The sequence below is a fragment of the Sphingobacterium suaedae genome (assembly GCF_042684625.1).
In the GTDB taxonomy this organism is placed as follows: domain Bacteria; phylum Bacteroidota; class Bacteroidia; order Sphingobacteriales; family Sphingobacteriaceae; genus Sphingobacterium; species Sphingobacterium suaedae.
In genome coordinates, this window is the sequence record NZ_JBHULR010000015.1 from 194,054 (window position 1) to 213,683 (window position 19,630).

Below are 19,630 nucleotides of genomic sequence, written 5' to 3' on the forward strand. Positions count from 1 at the left end.
TTTTCGTATTTTTAAAACGATTGACGAGATCATTTGTTATTCATATGTCGTCTAAGAAGTGAAATTTAAAAATTTAATAGGATGAACGAGAACGGTAAAATAGTTACAGCGTTATTGGCCGGACTAGCGGCTGGAGCAGTATTAGGATTGTTATTTGCGCCAGATAAAGGCTCCGAAACTAGGGAAAAACTTAACGAATCATTGGCCGATTTAGGGGAAGCTATAAAGGAGCGTGCTGAGGAGCAATTTGATCAACTAAGCGATTTGAAAGAGAAGTTGATGGCTGCTGTGAGAACGAAGGCTTCTAAAGCAGAGAGCGCCATAGATGATGAGATAGAAGAACACGCATAACCAGAGAGCTTAGCTTTCTATTGATAAACGAGGAGGGAGTTTAGTGAGCTGCCAATCTGTTTGCTGATGACAGATGTTGTTCGAAGTAGCGCAGCTCCGCTTTCCTATAATTATAAATTCATGGAAGAGGAAAAATTTTCGTTTAATGGGACTTTCCAGAAAGGTAAGGAATACGTTGATACGCAGATTAAGCTGTTACAACTAAAAGCCCTTGCTAAGGGATCAAGGATAGCGGGGTCATTGGTACTAGATGTAACCAAAGTCGTGTTGACGCTTTTTATAGTTTTCTTTTGCTCTATGGCTTTGGGATTTTTTCTCGGTGAGTTGTTAGGCAGCAACGCTCTTGGATTTCTACTGACCGGGGTTATATTTTTTATCATAGTCTTGCTTATTAGGGCATTCGAACCGAAACTGGAAAATATTTTTATGGATATGACCATTAGAAAGCTCGCAAGCAAATGGGACGGAGATGAGGACGAAGAAATGGTAGAAGAGGAGAAAACGAAATCAAACGGACATGAAGAATTCACAGAAAATAAATAACCTGCAGGATCTAAAAAGCGAGATTGCTCGCATCAATTTGAGAAAACGCGAACAAGAAGCGTACCTGTCAGATCAATTCGGTCTTTTGAAGCACAAAATAGAGGCGCCTGCAAGATTTATCCGTAATCTCACGGCAAGTATCCCTGGAGCTGGAATGGTTCGCGGGGTGGTTACCGGAATAGGCAAGGCAACACAGGGAAAGGATGCCGATTGGCTTACAAACGTTTTACAGATCGGAGCTCCCCTTGTTTTAAACTCTACCCTATTGCGTAATGCTGGTTGGGTAAAAAAAGCTTTGGTTCTGTTAGCCTCTGAGACAGCCATTGGGCAGGTCAATCAAAATAAAATAAGTAGTATTCTCAGTAAGATCACGGATTTTATCAAGCCGAAGAAAAAGAAGAAAAAGAAGGCGGTTGTGACTGCGGAGACTGATACAATAGAAGAGCATTATGCTAACCTACAAGGGACACTTGGCGATACTAATTCAAGATAAAGGCTATCGTTAGTGTAAATCATCGGTACCTTTTGATTCTCGTCGTGAACTAATAGATATTTAATCGGCTCAGGCTTTATCTTCAACACTAATAAGAAACTTTCGCACTATTGTTTGTGTGTTTGTGAAGCCAGTGAACAGAAGCTTCCACGGTAATCGACATCATTAATCCTTAAAGTTGTTTCTTGTGTTATAGTTGGCGACATTGCCTAGAAGTTTGAATATTTTTCTGAAAATCAATGTCGCACTAAGCTGCTTTCGACAAGCAAGGGTGTTGAAGTTAAAATGTTATCTGCAAAAAAATGTTCCTATCGATATTATGCCGACTCCTCATGTACAACAGAATCGCACAGAAATTTCGATACCAGATTGGCATATGAATATGATAGTGCGAAAATATCAAAGCGGATAAGATTAGACTCCAAGGGGGGGGCGCTTTTTTAGGTTCTTGCTGGCAATTATCGGGTTATTTTTCAAGCCCTATGATTATAGAGTTAGGTTCAATATAGTCCGTTCGTAGGGCAAAGCCGTCTTTTTCATTATAAACAACTTCAATTAACAGTTTATGACTAGGTGTTTTCCAAGCGGCATATGTCGGCCCCCCAAAAGCCATTTTATAAGGTTCTCCGTATCCCGTATTTACAAACGCAGAGTAAACTGCTTTAAATTCATCAACCGTATATTTTTCGGTATTCGCTTTTTTGTCCACTCGCTGCCTTATATGCGCAACGGAAACTAGAGAGTCTTTCTCAAATTCATAAATCTTCTCGTTGTTAAAATAGCCGTCGTTTTCAATAACAGTCAGGAAATTACCAGAGTCCACCGGATTCTTAAGCGAATCTAATCGTATTACTTGAGCCTTGTTCATGCCCCATTTAATATTTTTAAACTGAGCTGAGGAGTTGATTGCCGTAAAAACAAAAAAGGCAATAATTAACATTTTCATAATCAATTGATTTGGTAGAGCTAATATATGAAGAAGACCGCGCAAAAGAAAGAGCAGGTTGATTGCTTGGGATACCTGCTCTTCCTAATTCTACCTAAGAATGAAGTAATACTTCTATAAAAAAAAGCTTTATTCCGACAATGGTTTATCAAGATAAAAAACAGGCCGCGGTGCCCTGCTTTGAAACCTCCATTGTGCCAGTTATTTCGTCAAAAAATCTTTATAGGCAAGTTTTATTCCTTCCACGAGTGATGTCTTGTGTTTCCACCCTAGTGAGTGCAGTTTGGTGACATCCATGAGCTTTCTCGGAGTTCCGTCGGGTTTTTGCGAATCAAAGTCAACATCGCCATTAAAACCAACAATTTCTTTGATCAAATAGGCTAAATCACGGATGCTGATGTCTTCACCGACTCCCACATTGATGAATTGCTCTTCATTGTAATTTTCCATCAGAAATACACATGCTTCACCTAGGTCATCCGAGTAAAGGAATTCTCGAAGAGGCGTTCCGGTTCCCCAAATCGTTACCCTACTCAGTCCTGTTTCTTTTGCTTCATGAAATCGCCTGATCAATGCGGGGAGAACATGTGAGTTCTGTGGATGATAGTTATCGTTAATGCCATATAAGTTAGTAGGCATGGCTGAGATAAAATTACATCCGTACTGGGCGCGATAGGCTTCACACATTTTTATCCCGGCTATTTTAGCAATAGCGTACGGTTCATTTGTCGGTTCTAGGGTGCCGGTAAGTAAGTAGTCTTCCTTTAAGGGTTGAGGAGCAAGCTTTGGGTAGATACAGCTCGAGCCTAAAAAGAGAAGTTTTTTAACATCGTTTTTGTATGATTGGTGGATCACGTTGGTCTGGATGGCGATATTTTCATAAATAAAGTCAGCCCGATACGTGTTGTTTGCTATAATACCGCCTACCTTTGCTGCTGCAAGGAAAACATAATCTGGTTTTTCCGCGTTAAAGAACGAGGTCACAGCAGCTTGATCTCGAAGATCTAACTCTTTCGAGGTGCGGCAAATTATATTCTTGTAGCCAGATTTTTTCAATGCACGAACGATCGCCGACCCAACCATCCCGCGGTGGCCTGCAACAAATATTTTAGCTTCTTTTTCCACTTCAAACTATTGATTCCTGCAAATATAAGGTTATTTTTGCGGACAAAATATTAGAAAATGGGTAAGGATAAGTTAAGAAAGTTTGCAGAGGTTGCTACTTTTAAGAATGTTGTCCAGTTGGATGCAGGAAAGGAGCTTAAAGGACAGTGGGCGCCTAAATTTTTTGGCAATAATAACCCTGTAGTCCTAGAGTTGGCCTGTGGCAAAGGCGAGTATACCGTTAATCTTGCGAAGCTGTTCCCTGAAAAAAATTTTATTGGAATCGATTACAAAGGCAATCGTATTTGGCGTGGAGCGAAGACAGCACTTGAAGACGGTATTACTAACGTCGGTTTTCTACGAATCCAAATTGAGACAATCTTAGAGCACTTTGCTGAGGGAGAAGTCTCCGAGATATGGATTACATTCCCGGATCCCCAACCGCAAGAAAGCCGCGAGAAGAAACGTCTAACAAATCCTAAATTTCTGGAACGATATAAGCTGCTTTTGAAGGAGAATGGATGTATGCATCTAAAAACTGACAATGACGGGTTTTACGCATATACATTGGAGCAAATTGATATGCTCGATTTAAAAAAATTAAAGCAAACAACGGATCTGTATAATTCTGATTTGGTTGACCAAGTATTATCAATTAAGACGTATTATGAAAAAAAATATCTTGCGGACAATAAGAATATCAATTATGTGCAATGGGTATTTTAGCGTTTTAATGTGCTCTATATTTTAATAGTAGTGAATTATTCCAGTTTAAAAATCGAAATTCTATAAAACGCGCAGTAGATTCTCAATACAAAAATTGGGACGTAAGACAAATAATTAAACCTTACGAAAGATAACAGAAATACAGTTTCGGGACTGCTTATCCACTAGTGCAAACTCTTTATAACAGAAACGATTTACCGGTATGTGCTTAGTGGATGAGCTGTATTGCTTTTGACATTCCAAACGTAATGCCTTTCCATCTTTAATCGGTCTTCAAATTTATTGCATATTTTTCATAGCTATTTCGGACGGTCTCTGTTAATCAGCAAATTTTAAAATAGAAAGAAGTTTGAATCGTATTTGAACGGAGCAAATCCATCCAACAAATCGTCGATAGGTTCTAAGATGTACAAAAGTTTTTCATTTGTAATGGAAGCTTTTATCCGTTTGCAATGAAAACTTTTATATAAGGGAGCGACAGCATATAGACTATGGAGCAGTTTTGGGCGTTCAGAAAGTTTTGTCGCGATATGTATAATAGTAATCCTTTATAACAATATCGATGAACTCCTCGGGCCGCATCTGCGGTTTGACGTCTAATATTTCTACCAACTTATTACTTAGTGCTAGAATAATGTTATAATCTTTTCGTTCGTAGCCTTTTTTGTACACCTCTTTAATCGTGTTGGCATCTTTATCCGATAAGCGCATAACCTCTGGGAAAGTAACATGGTATTCTTGCGTGATTTCCGCTAGGAGAGTTTGTTGAATGGCGGTGTTCTGTTTTGTGCTGATTACAGCTGTGTCTGCGGCGATATCACCGATGCGCTGCGCCTTTTCAGTGGCCACAATGCTACATATACCTAAAGCACCTGCACATAAGAAAATGTCAATAATGGTACAGACCCATCTGATAAAGTACTGATACACGCTGGCGCGGGTTCCATCGATTTTTACGACTTTTATTTTCATGATCATCTTGCCCACTGTCTGTCCATGAAAAAAAGTCTCCATCCATAGCGTATAGAAAAATGCTGGTAAGAGAAATAACATATAAATGCCCGCTATAAGCCAATTATCTGCATTTCTAAATAAACCGAGGTAGCTTAGCGTAAAGTAGGTGAAGAAAGCATAGCAGATGATCAGGAAATAGTCAATACCGAAAGCTATGATTCTCGAGCCTAAAGAGGCTAAATTGTATTCAAAACGTACGTTTTGTGGTGTGTTAATAAAAAGGGTATGCATAGCAGTGCGATTACTATTTTCTCAAAATGTTATAGCGAAAAAAAATTCAAGGACAAATGAAGATACTTCATATACTTTCTTACTTTTATGAAACTAATTATTTTGTTGAAGAAATGCAAATTATTTAAGTTTGGATATACCGGATTAAAATCAATATATGAGAGAGGCGTCCTTCATCGAGCGAAATAAAGAGAAATGGATCTTGATTGAAAGTAACTTGCGAAATAAGATCGATGTTGAGCCTGATGTTCTGGCGTCGAACTACATGGAATTGACCAATGATCTAGCATATGCGCAGACCTTCTATCCGCAATCTAAGACTAAAGATTATTTGAACGAGTTGGCTATATTGGCACATCAACAATTGTATCGTGATCAGAAGTCTTCTGAAAACCAAATTCGCCGTTTTTTAGCGTACGATATCCCGGAAGCCATTTGGCATATAAGGAGGCCGTTGTGCTATTCCTTGATGATTTTTTGTTTGGCCATTGCAATAGGTTTTTTGTCGGCTCAGTATGATCTGGACTTTGTTCGACTGATCCTGGGCGATTACTATGTTGATATGAGTATTGCCAATATTGAGTCGGGAAATCCGGCCGGCGTATATGCAGGAGGTAGTGAAGTCGGGTCTGCTCTAGCTATAACAATCAATAATGTACGGGTAGCCTTCCTAGCATTTGCATTTGGTATCTTTTTTAGTGTAGGAGCTGGATATATTCTTTTTAGCAATGGTATTATGGTGGGCGCCTTTCACCAGATGTTCTTCCAGTACGACGTTATGCGGGAGGCTATGTCCGCGATTTGGATCCATGGGGCAATAGAATTGTCCGTTATTGTTGTTGCAGGTGGATGTGGTTTAGCCGTTGGTAATAGCATATTGTTCCCGAAATCGTATACGCGTTTGGAGTCCTTTAAGCGCATGATGAAAACAGCATCGAAGGTCTTGATAAGCACCGTTCCCTTTTTTATCGTAGCTGGATTCTTAGAGGGATTCGTGACCAGGCATTATCAGGTGTCGATCTGGCTCTGTCTGGCTGTTATCATCGTATCTTTCGCTGCAATCGTATATTTTTATATCATTAGGCCCTTGAGGCTGGCAAGAATACACGGATGGAAATAGATTTCGAATTTCGTAAAGAACGTAAAATGGGCGAGATCGTCCAAGATTTTATCAACCTATTGCGGTTGGTTTTGAGACATTTTTTTCAAACCATTCTGAGCCTGTCTGTAGTCCCTTTGTGTGTGATGCTGGCCCTGATTTATTATGGAACGACAAAGATAAACCTAACCAGGAGCGAAAGTTTGACAGAAACTCCAGAAATTATTGTAGTCGCACTTTTAGTAGCTGTTGCATTACTGATGGTGAGCTTGGTATTTTTCGGGCTTGCGATCGAATACTTTATTTTGTTGAAGAATTCGAAAGGCACGGCTTTTGGTTCAGTTGATGTTTGGCGGTCCTTCCGTTCGCATTTTGGAAAGTACCTACGCTTTTTGGTTGTTGCCATCGTAGCCTTCTGCATACTATTCGTCCCACTGGTGATTGCCATGTTTATTCTGATGTTCATTCCATTGATTGGAAGTTTTGCTGCAGGTATCCTTGGGTCGTTTGTGGGAGTCTGGTTTTTCAGTGCATTTATGTTCTACCGGGAAGGATATATGGAGGCAGGTAATGCCATTCAACAGTCGTTTTCCATCTTAAAGAAAAAGATTATAGATTATAGTATTTCTTCTTATGTGGTAAGTTTTGTGTTTCAGGTCCTGCTAATGATGCTATCGCTTATGCCTACATTGATATTGGGAGTGATCGCTTATAATACGATCGGCTTTGAGGACACGTTCTTTGATAGTTTTTTTGGACGCTTCTTGGTTGCCGCTGGCGCAACACTTCTTATCCTACTTTACATCGTGTATTATATGTTCTCTGTACTGGTTTCGGGAATAATCTATGAAACAGCCAAAGAGGTTGCCTACGGCGAGGATGTATATGATAAAATTAAACATATAGGAGGGGAAAGTGCGAGTTAGCTTGTTCATTTTGTTATGGCTATGTTGTCTGCCTGTGCTCCGTGCCCAAGATAGTATCGCAGGACCGATCCTTGGAGACAGTGTGTTGATAAAGGATTCTTCCGATCCATTGGAGGTGGACAACTTTATGGAGGAGGGATATTACGCAGAAATTCCGCGTATAAATGATATTCCAAAAGTCGATACGGCAAGCTACTGGGCTACAATAAATAGGTATCGTGCTGAAGAATTCAACTATGACGAAACTAGTCCGTATCAAATTAGCTTTTTGCAGAAAGTATGGAGCCGGCTGCAACGTTGGTTGGCAAATTTATTTCCAGATGTAGAATATTTCAAGTTTACAGATCTAATCTATCATATCCTGGGAGTTGTAGCTGTGGTATTGTTGGTCTGGATTGCTTACAAGACCTTCTTTTCAGGAAAGCGATTACTTGTGCCTAGTGACAGTGAGGAGGGGACGCAGGATGAAATCCGTTTTGTGGAGAAAAATTTACTGGACATCAATCTCATGGATTACATCGAAAAGGCAAAGCAAAAAGAAGACTATGTCCTTGCTATTCGATATCTTAGTTTATTGAACATACAGTTGTTGGCACGACGCGAACTCTTCCGTTGGAAATATACCAAAACGAGCGTCGAGCTGATCGAGGAATTGCAGCAAACGGATTTAAAGGAAGATTTTGCCCGGACCATTAGGGTTTTTGATCGGGTATGGTACGGCAATACGCAGCTTGACAGGGCCAGGTATGAAAAGTATGCCAGCTATTTCTTAGAATTTCAAAATAAGTGGCGATGAAAAATGCAGGAAAGTTTGGCCTTGTTTTAGTTGGTCTGACCATTCTGGTCATTGCATTGATTGACGTGACAAGCGATAAGCAAGTGGATTGGACCAGAACGTATGATCAACGGGACAAAATACCCTTTGGATTGTACGTTGTCCGGCAGGAACTTCCTCGCATCCTAGGGGAACAAGGCGCCGAAGTAACCGACGTCACGGCTACGAACTATACCTATTTGCGCGACTTTTTGCGGGGGAAGGAAAATAGCAGTCTAGTATATATCGTGGATCAATTTTACGAGGGAAAAGAGGTTACTAAGGAATTGATTGCTTTTGCGGAGCGCGGTGGCGAAGTATTTATCTCGTCCAATAGCCTGCCCGTTAATTTCCTTGACACATTGGGGATAGAGCAGCATTACTATTATCCTCAAAATTTCGATGATGTGATTGATACAAAGGATAGGGCATTTATGCTAAATGATGGTAGAACAGCATTCTATAAAGATCTGGAATATCCCGGTCTATTTTACGATTTGGATACGATTGGTGTATCCATTATCGGTTATTTTGAGGCCGAAGGACGTGAAGTTCCGAATTTTTTGGAAGTGAAACGCGGGAAAGGACGATTCCTATTGCATCTCGAGCCACTTATGTTTACGAACTACTACTTTTTGCAGCGGCGAAACTTTATGTATGCTTCATCTGCATTGAAATTTATAACGCGCCAGCAGGTTTATTGGTATGATGGCCATTCCACTGGGCAACAGGCTAGAACCCCGCTCCGTGTGTTGCTGCAGCATGCTGGATTACGCCAAGCTTGGTACATTCTGCTTTTTAGCTTAATCCTTTTCCTACTCTTTAGGAGCAAAAGGGAACAAAAGGCGGTTCCAGTCATCCCGCCTGAACCCAATCTGTCACGTGAGTTTGCCAAGACGATTGCGACATTGTATTATGAAAGTGGACATCCGGGAAATTTGGTACAAAAGAAGATCGAATATTTTTTGTATGAACTGCGTACGCATTTTCAGCTTGATATCCTAAAACTAGAGGAGGAGGATTTTGCTCAGCAGTTGGCCCTAAAATCTGGTGTCGCGCTTTCTTTGTGCGAGTATATCACTGCGCGAGTGATCAGGTGTAAGAAAACGAAGATATCGACCGATAAAGAGTTGGTAGAATTAAATAAAGATATAGAAGAGTTTAAACATAATGCCAATATGCTATGAGCGAATTAGAAAACAAATATGAACCCAATTTCGAAAACCGAATAGACCTTACGGCTTTGAAGGAAAAAATGGATGCGGTGAAACATGAGGTAAAAAAAGTAATTGTGGGACAGGATGATGTCATTAACAAGCTTCTTATTTCTATTCTTGCAGCAGGTCATTCTTTAATAGAGGGCATGCCCGGTGTGGCTAAAACATTAACGGCAAAACTAATTGCGAGAAGTATTCAAGGAGAATTTAAACGGATCCAGTTTACGCCGGATCTCATGCCATCTGACGTGACAGGCTCTTCTATCCTCGATTTAAAGACCAATGAGTTTCAATTCAAAAAAGGACCTATTTTTGGGCATATTGTTTTAATTGACGAAATCAATAGAGCTCCGGCGAAAACGCAATCATCTTTATTTGAATGTATGTCAGAAAGGCAAGTGACCGTCGACGGTACTACGTATTCTGTGCCCGCTCCTTTTGTCGTTTTTGCTACCCAAAACCCTATAGAACACGAGGGGACATATCGTCTTCCTGAAGCACAGTTAGATCGCTTTCTTTTCAAGATCAACGTCGGTTATCCTCAACTGGAGCAGGAGATCGAGATCCTCCGTGAGCACCACGCACAGAAAGAAAAAAACAAGGAAGAGCAAGTCCTTCCTGTTGTCGGTATTGACGAGATTCTTCATTTTCAGCATTTGGTCAGATTGGTATATGTTCATGAAGATATTTTTAATTACATTGCCCAAATCGTGTTCCAAACACGATCTAATCCGAATCTCTATCTAGGAGCTTCGCCGAGAGCATCAATTGCCATTCTGGAAGGGGCAAAGTCTACGGCGGCACTCTCGGGGCGAGATTTTATTACACCCGATGATGTGAAGTATGTAGCACCGAGCATATTGGGACATCGGGTTGTATTAACGCCCGAAAAGGAGATGGAAGGGTTTACTAGTGATTATATTATTAGACAATTAGTTGATAGCATCGAAATTCCTAGATAATGCATTTCATCCGCAGTCTGTACTTTCGAAATTTATTTTTCTATGGTGCGCTTTCATTAGCCATCTTCTTCGTGGTATCCTTTTTTTTAAATATCTTATTTATTCCCACGGTAGTACTATTCTGGCTATTTGTCGCGGTGTGCGCATTGGATATCGTTTCTCTTTATGCAGGGAAAAATAAGCTTGTCATCACCCGGAAGTATCCGGAAAAACTTTCAAACGGCGATGATAATGACCTGGAAATCGAGTTGATAAGTACTTATCCCACTAAGGTGAATGTCAGACTGCTCGAGGAGTTCCCTGCGCAGCTGCAATTAAGAGCTACAGAATTTTCACTTGGGTTGCAGCCCGGACAGGTAAAATCTATTTTGTATTCCGTCCGTCCCACCTCGAGGGGCATATACATTTTTGACAAATGTCATGCCTTGCTGTCTACAGTGGGCCTTTTCGAACGTAAATTCACGTTGACAAAAGCGAATATGATCGCCTGCTATCCTTCATTTATACAGATGCGGAAATATCAGCTCCTTGCAACAACGGACCGTTTAATGGAAATGGGAATTAAGCGAATTCGTAAAATTGGTGCAACACTAGAATTTGATCATATCCGCGAGTATGTACGTGGTGATGAATACAGACACCTGAATTGGAAGGCTACGGCTAAACATAAGAAGCTTTTGGTCAACCAATATCAAGAAGAAAAATCGCAGCCTATTTATGCACTGATCGATACCGGGAGGGTGATGCGAATGCCTTTCAATGGACTAACTCTTCTTGATTATGCGATTAATTCGGCATTGGTATTGTCCAGTGCGGCCATCCTAAAGCAGGACCGTGCAGGCATGCTGACCTTTTCTAGTATTGTTGGAAACCATATCCCGGCAGAGAGACGCAACAACCAGATGCAGCTTATCTCAGAAAGATTGTACAATATTCAGACGGCTTATGAAGAGTCTGAATTTGGTAACTTATATGCTTTTTGCAATAAGCACATCAATAAACGGTCGTTACTTATGTTGTACACCAATTTCGAGACCATAGATGCGTTAACAAGGCAGATGGCCTATTTACGTATGCTAGCTAAAACCCATATCGTTGTCGTTGTCGTTTTCAAGAATACGGAACTTATTGATATGGCAAAACAGGAAGGAAAGAAAACGATTGATGTGTATAATCAGATAATAGCGCAGAAGTTTGTGTATGAAAAGCACCTAATTATTCAGGAACTGCACCGTCAGGGTATCCAAACAATTTATACTGCGCCTGAAAATTTGACCATCAATACTATTAATAAATATTTAGAGATTAAGGCAAGAGGTCTGTTGTAGAACGTTCGATTTATATCGTTCATAACCTGCTGATTAAACAGCGATTCCTTCTTGGATTTTAAAATAATCACTGCTACGGGGAAAACTCAAAATTGACCTGATTCCGTTATAGACAATGGTTATTTCAAAATCAATCCGTACTTTTTTTTGTTTCGGTATGATCGAAAACTAAAGAATATATATCACAAAGTTGGATTTCTCGACGATCAAAGTTGTCGATTTTACTGTGTCGTTCGTAGCCAAACGTCTTCAAAACTGTAGGCGTAATCTTCGCCCATCAAACGCCGATAATTCTCGGCGAAGCGTTTATAAAAAGTTCTGGCACGGGTTTCGAGCTTTTCCTTCTGCAAGGCATAGAGCCCGTGTTCCAATGCTTGTTCGTTTGTCGCGTCCATCATAATTAACGCTTCTGAAGCAAGAAGTAAGGCTGCCCAGTCTTTATCCGCACGACTTTTTGTTATTCGCTTTTCGAGCCTTTCGATTAACATGCTTTCGATATCATGTTTGGATTTGTCGAATATAGGATCGTCCATGCCGAGTAGGAACTCCCCACGTTCCAGAATCTTTATAATTTCTGGTGACAATATATCTGCATTTTGAGAAAGAAACTCCTGCAGGCTCCAATAGTCACAATAGCAGGTCGGTTCGAACACGACGCGGTAATGTCCGTCTTCGTAGACAATTTCTACCCCATCCAATCCGCTCAAAACCTTTCGAAGATTATTGATGGCTACTCCCCTTGAGGTCTTCGCTTTATCTTTTGGCTTGTCTGGCCATAAGAGATGCGTCAGCAGGTTGGAACTGATGCCGTTATTATAACTATGGAAAAGCACCAGACAGAAAACCTGTTGCAGGCGTGTACTGAAGAGATGGGAAATATCCATTCCGCGATTGTCTAGAACGGTATAGTCACCAAAGAGATAAATGCGGTTTCGTGGCTGTTGTTCGGGTATTTGATGATCGGAAATTACCGTATCAAGATGATATTGCTTGGGACGACGAAACCATCTATATAGGAGGATACCCAAAAACGCTATGCCAAGACCTAATAGCAATAGGTAGAGGCCTATATTTTTCTGAGTGCTGGAAGGGGGGAAAGCATGCAGTTGTGCGGCATTTATTGCCGGGAAATCTAAACTGTACACCGTAAGGCTTGATCGAACATCATCATCGGACTCTTGCACCAAGGCGATCAGCTTATTCAGGTTAGGGTCAAAATATAAATTGGCATGCGTACTTATCCTATCGGAATAAATCGGAATAGAATCGCCAAGCTCTTCGTATCTGCCGTCCTGAATGGCAAACCTACGTAATTTAATAAAAGAGTGTGTTAGATGCTCGGGATAGCCAAGCATATAGATCCAGTTGGAATCCGGGATAATCAGCCCTCGCGCTGGTACAAACGGGCTATCCTTGCGATCGACATTCCAGAGTTTTGATATTTTTCTGCTTGTCGGGTCTAAACTATAGAGGTCATAGAAATATTTTCGTCCGACGACATGCTGTCCCGACTCGTTGCCCATGCCGCCAAAGATGTAGATTTTCTGATCAACTGCTGATCGTCCCGAAGAAGTGAAATATCTGGGCAAGATAGAATCTCCCTGCATACGGGCTTTTGACCATTTTTTATCCTTTAAATTATAAAATAGCAGATCATTGCTATAAACCATAGCACCGTAACCGCCAAATAGCATTAATTGACGGCTATCGGCAAGATAAGAAGAGGCGTGGTGATTTAATTCACGTTGCAGATAATCATTGCTTTCTATTCGCCAACTGAAACTATCCAAATCTAAACTTGCGACCGTAGGACCAGAATAAGAGGTTGTATAATGGGTTTCGTAAAGGTACAGCCTATTCTCGCTGGGCACCAGAAAGTTGGTTCCGAGCTTGATTTCCACAGGGCAGGAGGCTGGAAAACGAACGCTTCGTTCTTGTCCTGTTTGAATTTCATAGGTAGCTAAAGAATCTTGATTGAAATAGTAAATCGTTTTAGTTTTAAAATCATAAGTTGCACCCGAAGGCGTGGAAGAACGCATCGTTGTATGTTTATGCCAATGATAGGCATCGTTTAAAAGCCAAGTGCCATTTGTAACCTTTCCCATTACCTCGCCGGAGGCACTATGGAGTTTGTCTCCTTTGCTTTCCCGCAAAGGGAAGACGATTTCTCTCTGCTTATTGCCGATGCGAAGATTCCTAAGCGAAAAAGAAGGAACATCAATCATATAATCGCTCCGTCCAAAGGTGATATTAGGAGTATAAGGGGATTCGATGGGTACCTTAGCAAACTGAGGTGTTTTACGGGCCACCTGTAATTCAATTTTCCCCTCTCGCAGTTCATACACGATCCGTACCGGAAACCAGTGCTGTTCTACAAGATGCTTAATCGGAATCTGCAAGGTAATCAAATTGGCTTTACCTTCTTCGTTTAAGCGGAATATCGCGTGCTCGCCTTCTTTTTCATAATGCAAATTAAGGATAGACCCTTGGTCTTTTTCTTTAATCCGGATGATATAACCCATCGTACTATTAATGGGCAATTGCAGGTCAAAATCGATCGCAAATCGATCGTGAAAGGTAAATGCTGCGTCCGAAAAAAAAGTAGCGGAGGTTCGTTTCTCTATGGGTTGACTACTTCCTGTAAAGCGGATTCCTTGTCCTAATACATTACCAGGTAGTACCTGTAAGGTCACTAAAATAAAAAGACAAAATATGGAATATAGCGTTCGGTCAGTTTGCATGTCTCGACTTATCGTTGTCACAAATAGGTTATAACAATTTACAACCTGTTGTAAAGGTAGCTAATATTATGTAAAAAAATTAGTGGTGGTTGGCAGAAAGGCCAGTTACAGCGCCAGATAGCCTGTACGCTGGCGATAGGACAGAATAGGGGTTAATGTTTTTTTTAGCGGTTAATAGCTACTTTTTAACCCTAGTTTTAACACCTACCATGCTATTTTTCCTGTGAAATGCGTCGGCAGACAGTTTCACCAATTAAAATTGTATTTATAAACCTTGTTTCGAAATGAAGTGTTTTTTCATGGCCATTTCTAGCACCATAGCAATTAGTTGCGCCTCGGCGGCAATTGTTTTGCCAAGTCGCTTTGAAATGCCATTACCAGTCTCCGTTGAAGCGAAAGTCGAACACCCGCGTTCACTGGCTGCTCGAAATCTGGAACGTTCCGTCGACTTGATCGATGTCGCAATAGCATCCTATTTTGACCCGAATACGTTCGAAATGCGCCGATTTTATAATCCATTCACCAAAGCTAAATCCGATGAACGTGCTTCTGTATGGATGTATACAGCGGGTATTGAAGCAGTGAATGCCGTCCTGTCTGGACTGAAAGCCGCCCGTGAAAGAGGCGAAAATGATCTTTATGACAGCCATTACGCGCGTTATCTGAGGCTATTGGACAAGTTTTACGCTGGAGCCGACTATTATCTGGGTACTTTTGAGCTTGTTTCCTATACACAGAGCAAAGTATGGTCTGTGTATGCTGTTGATCGTGTTAATAAAAAAGGGCAAGCCAACGTCACTGGTGTCCTTAACGTTTATGACGATCAGATGTGGCTTATCCGGGAGTTGCTGGATTCGTATAAATTGACCGGAAAGCGCGCATTCTTGCAAAAAGCTGAATATCTGACCGCTTATGTACTTGATGGATGGGACGCAACCCGGGATAGCAATGGAAAAGAAAACGGGGGGATACCTTGGGGGCCAGGTTATACGACAAAACACGCTTGCAGTAATGGGCCATTGATCAGCCCCTTGGTCTGGTTGCATGAACACTATAAGGGAAAATCTGATAAAATCGAGCATCATTTTATTGACGAGCGCGATCGGAAAACGCGTCGCGTAGTACTTGTGGACAAACAGCAATACTATCTGAAATACGCACAGGCTATTTATGACTGGCAAAAAGAGAGCCTGCTGAATGCGGAAGGTGTTTATGCCGACATGATGGGCGGATGTGTGCCGAATTGTGATATCCGCTATGAGCAAGTGGATGGCCAACGGTACCGTACAAATACCCCTTTAACAAAGCCCGTTGGTAAGGCCTATACCTATAACAGCGGGACGATGTTGTCCGGCGCGGTAGATCTGTACCGTGCAACGGGAGAACCGAAATATGCCCGAGATGGTAAGGAATTAGCTAGAAACAGTTTCCGGCAATTTGCAGTATTGGGAAAGGATGTCGCGGATTACTACAGTTTCGAAACGACCGGTTTTAATAACTGGTTTAATGGTATACTTCTGCGTGGCTATCATGAGGCTGCTGCGCTGGATACTGCGGTCGGCGATTATTTGATGGCCTTTCAGCGTAATCTGGATTATGGATTTGACCATTTTCATCAAGAAGGTTTCCTGCCGACAGATTTGTTGAAAGGATGGACAGAGGAAAAACAGCGTCAGGGTGTAGAAGGCATGTTTATGTTTACCTACGCGTCACAATACGCTGTCCTAGCTAAGCACCAACTGGAGGGACATTTGTAAATTGCTTACCACCAATAATGAGCCGGCTTAAAATGAATTATCGAAAAAAATAACCTGAAATCCAAATAACCTAAAAATACTTCACTGACCTTTAAAATTAATCTGATGCAAAACCTAAAAAAATTACTACATGTGGCAATGATCACGTTTATGATCATGTTACATATGGGCTGTAAAAAGGAGCACGATTCTCCGGATAGCCGACGTGGCCAAGTTATCGGTACCGTTACTGATGCTAATGGCGAGCCTATTTCTGGGGTAAAAATTACGCTCTCTGGTATCAATGAAGAAGATCAGGTCACCATGAGCGGAGATGACGGGAAATATAGCTTTGTCGATGTTACTTACAGGACACATGCGGTCACCTTTGAAAAAGACGGGTGGATGGCCGTTGGTCTAACTGTTACTGCAGCTGGTTTCAATGAAGGAGGGGTGGCGACGGTCGATGTAGATTTGGTAAGTGCTTCTGCCCGGATTATAGGAACCGTAACCGATGCGCTCAATGCGGGTCAGCCATTGTCCGGGGTAACTGTCTCTATTGGCGCGGTTGGCGGAACAGTAATTAGCGATAACAATGGAAGATTTGTGATTCCTAACCTAATTGAAAATTCATATAACGTCTCTTTCACAAAAGCCGGGTACGTCACTATCGTGCGAACAATCTCGCCAGCTGATTTTGTCGACGGTGTGGTGACCCTTAACATCCAAATGGGAAGTGAAGAGCTCCTTCCGGGATTAACTGCTGTTGATTTACAAGGTGCTGAAAAATGGTATTATAACGAATACCGGGGAGGAAGAAACGCTGATGCTTACCCACATTGGGACTGGGCTTGTAATTATATGAGTACGCTGGACTTCAGAGGTGCGTGGCAGGAACAGAATGAGGGCACTACTTTGCAGATCCGTAATAACGGAGATGAGCGGAATAACCCAGCAGATATGGATGTTTTCGACTCTTTCGTATATGGCAGCAAATTGATCACCGAAGAGAACAAAATTCTTTCGCTAAGAGCTCAAACCCATAATGCAGATGCTGCGGCTCCGGCTTATTTTGGCGTACAGGTTGTCGACTTGAGTGCCCCACAGCCAAAAACTGAAAAGGTGGGTGAGATACGGACCCACGCTGGAGGTTATGCAGATTTCGATTTTGATTTGAGCGCGTACGTCGGTAAGGAAGTTATCATTGCCATTGGAATATATAGGCAATCGACGGGAGATTACTGGAAACAGGTCGTTTTAAGGGCAATCCGATTTGCCGACAGAAAGGTGGAGAACTGGGATTGGCTTCCCGGGACAGAAGTCATTAACGGTTGGAAGCTTTCTCAACAAACCGCGAGATCCACGATGCCGCATACCAAAAAAATGTTCACTGGTCTGAGTCCGATAAGCGGTAATCGTGATAACTATGTTGATGCATATCGTGCATGGAGAAACGTATCTCATATAGCCTCCGAATGGATGTTCATGCCGTTGAAAAAAGATCCAGAAGTATTTCCTTCAGAAGGCTACATCATCAAAACACGTAATACCCCGGAAGTAGATACCAAGGTTCCCGAGGCATATATGTATGCTAAATTTTCGATCGCCGGTGGTAGCAACAGGCTGACACTCAGTACCCGTAATTTCGGTAGCAACTTTACCTATTTTAAACTGACGGCGATTGGGAACGACGGGACCGTGACACATCTTTCGCCAGCATCAAATACTGCACAAGAAGCATCACCGGCTGACGATGGATGTTGGCGATTCAAGCATGGTGACGGTGGGGCGGGCAATCCGGAGGGATACGCTTTGTTTTCCTATGATCTCTCTGCATTTAACGGTACCGATGTGACGTTAGCACTTGGTGTATACAATGGTGAAGCAAATACAGGAGAGAATAAATTGGTTATACACAATATTAAAATAAACTAACTGATGAAAAAAAATATAATTGTCGCAATTGGAAGCCTACTGTGCTTCTTCATATGTGCCTGTGATAAGGCAAAGAGCGATGACGGAACAACACCGCCTGAGGACACAAATCTCGCTACCCGATCTTTGACTCGCGCCATGGAAATAACAGATAACGCACTCGAAGCCTATTTTTCGGGGGAAGGAATGACCATGGCTAGGTACTACAATCCTTATACAGATAGAAGGTCGGATGAAATAGGGAGTGTGTGGATGTACACGAGTGCCATTGAAGCTGTTACAGCAATATTGCACGCGCTAGAGACGGAAAAAGAAAAAGGTGACCCCTCGCGATATGATGCCCATTTTAACCGTTACGAGCAAGAACTAATGAAGCTTTACGACGGAGCTGAGTATTATTTGGGGACGTTTACCCTTACTTCCTACACCGGCTCCAACGAGTGGACGGTGTATGGCGTAAATCGTGGAAACTCAAAAGGCGGAGCAAGAGTCGAGGGTATCGAAAACGTTTATGACGACCAGATGTGGCTGATCCGCGAATTTCTTGAAGCGTATAAAGTAACGGGTAAGATGGAGTTTTTAAATAAGGCGGAATACCTTACCGAATATGTGCTCGATGGTTGGGACTGCACAATTGATGAGAACGGTAATGAAGTAGGAGGTATTTCCTGGGGACCTGGATATGTTACTAAGCATGCTTGTAGTAATGGTCCAATGATAAGTCCGTTGGTTTGGTTGCATGAACTTTATAAAGGAAAAAGCGATGCCGTAACGCACCATTATATTGATATGACCGATCGAAGAACGCGAAGACAAAAACAAATGAGTAAAGCGGACTATTATCTCATGTTTGCTAAAAAAATCTACGATTGGCAGAAAGGAGCCCTTCTTCGTAGCGATGGCGTATATGACGATATGATGGGTGGATGTACACCGGGGTCTCCACAATTGGAACAAATCGACGGTGTGAGCTATCGTAGAGGCATTACTTGTCGTGATCGAGTTGGACCGGCAATAACCTATAATAGTGGTACTATGCTGTCCGGGGCGGCGGATCTGTACCGGGTGACGGGAGATGACAAGTATCGCGAGGAAGGCACGGCATTGGCAAATGCAACCTTCTCGTATTTTGCAAAAAAAGGGGTGAACGTCGCTGACTATTACACTTTTGATATTAGTGGTTTTAGAAACTGGTTCAACGGCGTGCTCATGAGAGGTTATGTTGACCTTTATCCTGCATACAGAGAATCTGGGGAATATATCGCAGCGTTTCAGAGTAATTTAGATTATGCCTACGAACGCTTTTTCTACAACGGATTTTTGCCGACAAACTTGTTGGTCGGTTGGAACCGCGATCGTGGCAAAAATGATACAGAAGGCATGTTTACCTTCGCTTTCGCAGCTGAGTACGCAGTTTTGTCCAGATATGAACAAACAAAATAGCTAATCAATAGTGTTAAAAAA

17 protein-coding genes are annotated in these 19,630 nt (G+C 41.8%); 13 read left to right on the top strand and 4 right to left on the bottom strand.

The genetic code is table 11. The features are described 5' to 3' along the window. The first annotated feature begins 81 nt into the window (after positions 1–81). From ACFSR5_RS16590 to ACFSR5_RS16600, 3 genes are all read left to right on the top strand, one after another. Complete coding sequence (locus ACFSR5_RS16590; protein WP_380905584.1) at positions 82–351, top strand: YtxH domain-containing protein; 270 nt, start codon at positions 82–84, stop codon at positions 349–351. Between the two features lie 66 nt (positions 352–417). Beyond that, on the top strand, positions 418–894 hold the full coding sequence (locus ACFSR5_RS16595; protein WP_380905585.1) for a phage holin family protein: 477 nt from the start codon (positions 418–420) through the stop codon (positions 892–894). After that, the gene (locus ACFSR5_RS16600) at positions 869–1,387 is read left to right on the top strand and encodes a hypothetical protein (protein ID WP_380905586.1); all 519 of its coding nucleotides are present in this window, start codon (positions 869–871) and stop codon (positions 1,385–1,387) included. Before ACFSR5_RS16595 ends, ACFSR5_RS16600 begins: the two co-directional genes overlap by 26 nt. 466 nt (positions 1,388–1,853) lie before the next feature. Here the strand turns inward: ACFSR5_RS16600 and ACFSR5_RS16605 are convergent, their stop codons facing one another. After that, a complete protein-coding gene (locus ACFSR5_RS16605; protein ID WP_380905587.1) occupies positions 1,854–2,333 on the bottom strand; it encodes a hypothetical protein in 480 nt (159 codons plus the stop codon). 201 nt (positions 2,334–2,534) lie between these two features. Continuing rightward, positions 2,535–3,458, bottom strand: a complete 924-nt coding sequence (fcl, locus tag ACFSR5_RS16610; RefSeq protein ID WP_380905588.1) for a GDP-L-fucose synthase — start codon at positions 3,456–3,458, stop codon at positions 2,535–2,537. 57 nt (positions 3,459–3,515) lie between these two features. Between fcl and trmB the strand changes: the two genes are divergently transcribed. Next, positions 3,516–4,163, top strand: a complete 648-nt coding sequence (trmB, locus tag ACFSR5_RS16615; RefSeq protein WP_380905589.1) for a tRNA (guanosine(46)-N7)-methyltransferase TrmB — start codon at positions 3,516–3,518, stop codon at positions 4,161–4,163. Positions 4,164–4,673: 510 nt separating this feature from the next. Here the strand turns inward: trmB and ACFSR5_RS16620 are convergent. Beyond that, entirely contained in the window at positions 4,674–5,408 is a 735-nt protein-coding gene (locus ACFSR5_RS16620; RefSeq protein ID WP_380905590.1) for an RDD family protein, read from the bottom strand. Between the two features lie 157 nt (positions 5,409–5,565). Between ACFSR5_RS16620 and ACFSR5_RS16625 the strand changes: the two genes are divergently transcribed. Genes ACFSR5_RS16625 through ACFSR5_RS16650 form a run of 6 tightly spaced genes read left to right on the top strand, consistent with a single transcriptional unit; the run spans position 5,566 to position 11,754 of the window. Continuing rightward, positions 5,566–6,528, top strand: coding sequence for a stage II sporulation protein M (locus ACFSR5_RS16625; RefSeq protein ID WP_380905591.1), 963 nt, complete (start codon positions 5,566–5,568; stop codon positions 6,526–6,528). Next, a complete protein-coding gene (locus ACFSR5_RS16630; RefSeq protein WP_380905592.1) occupies positions 6,519–7,433 on the top strand; it encodes an ABC transporter permease in 915 nt (304 codons plus the stop codon). The genes ACFSR5_RS16625 and ACFSR5_RS16630 overlap by 10 nt, the downstream gene beginning before the upstream one ends. A gap of 1 nt (position 7,434) precedes the next feature. Next, the gene (locus ACFSR5_RS16635; protein ID WP_380905593.1) at positions 7,435–8,229 is read left to right on the top strand and encodes a DUF4129 domain-containing protein; all 795 of its coding nucleotides are present in this window, start codon (positions 7,435–7,437) and stop codon (positions 8,227–8,229) included. Next, complete coding sequence (locus ACFSR5_RS16640) at positions 8,226–9,434, top strand: DUF4350 domain-containing protein (protein ID WP_380905594.1); 1,209 nt, start codon at positions 8,226–8,228, stop codon at positions 9,432–9,434. The genes ACFSR5_RS16635 and ACFSR5_RS16640 overlap by 4 nt, the downstream gene beginning before the upstream one ends. Then, the gene (locus ACFSR5_RS16645) at positions 9,431–10,426 is read left to right on the top strand and encodes an AAA family ATPase (protein ID WP_380905595.1); all 996 of its coding nucleotides are present in this window, start codon (positions 9,431–9,433) and stop codon (positions 10,424–10,426) included. Before ACFSR5_RS16640 ends, ACFSR5_RS16645 begins: the two co-directional genes overlap by 4 nt. Further along, positions 10,426–11,754 (top strand): DUF58 domain-containing protein, encoded by a 1,329-nt coding sequence (locus ACFSR5_RS16650; protein WP_380905596.1) that lies wholly within the window; start codon positions 10,426–10,428, stop codon positions 11,752–11,754. The genes ACFSR5_RS16645 and ACFSR5_RS16650 overlap by 1 nt, the downstream gene beginning before the upstream one ends. Before the next feature lie 221 nt (positions 11,755–11,975). On the opposite strand, the gene ACFSR5_RS16655 is transcribed toward ACFSR5_RS16650, so the two are convergent. Then, positions 11,976–14,495 carry a Kelch repeat-containing protein gene (locus ACFSR5_RS16655; protein WP_380905597.1) on the bottom strand — a complete coding sequence of 840 codons (2,520 nt, stop codon included), beginning with the start codon at positions 14,493–14,495 and terminating at the stop codon, positions 11,976–11,978. A 284-nt stretch (positions 14,496–14,779) separates the two neighbouring features. Between ACFSR5_RS16655 and ACFSR5_RS16660 the strand changes: the two genes are divergently transcribed. The 3 genes from ACFSR5_RS16660 to ACFSR5_RS16670 all read left to right on the top strand — a co-directional run bounded on the left by ACFSR5_RS16660 (position 14,780) and on the right by ACFSR5_RS16670 (position 19,609). Continuing rightward, a complete protein-coding gene (locus ACFSR5_RS16660; protein WP_380905598.1) occupies positions 14,780–16,252 on the top strand; it encodes a glycoside hydrolase family 76 protein in 1,473 nt (490 codons plus the stop codon). A 105-nt stretch (positions 16,253–16,357) separates the two neighbouring features. Then, positions 16,358–18,166 carry an MSCRAMM family protein gene (locus tag ACFSR5_RS16665; protein WP_380905599.1) on the top strand — a complete coding sequence of 603 codons (1,809 nt, stop codon included), beginning with the start codon at positions 16,358–16,360 and terminating at the stop codon, positions 18,164–18,166. Between the two features lie 3 nt (positions 18,167–18,169). Further along, entirely contained in the window at positions 18,170–19,609 is a 1,440-nt protein-coding gene (locus tag ACFSR5_RS16670) for a glycoside hydrolase family 76 protein (RefSeq protein ID WP_380905600.1), read from the top strand. The last annotated feature ends 21 nt before the right edge of the window (positions 19,610–19,630 follow it).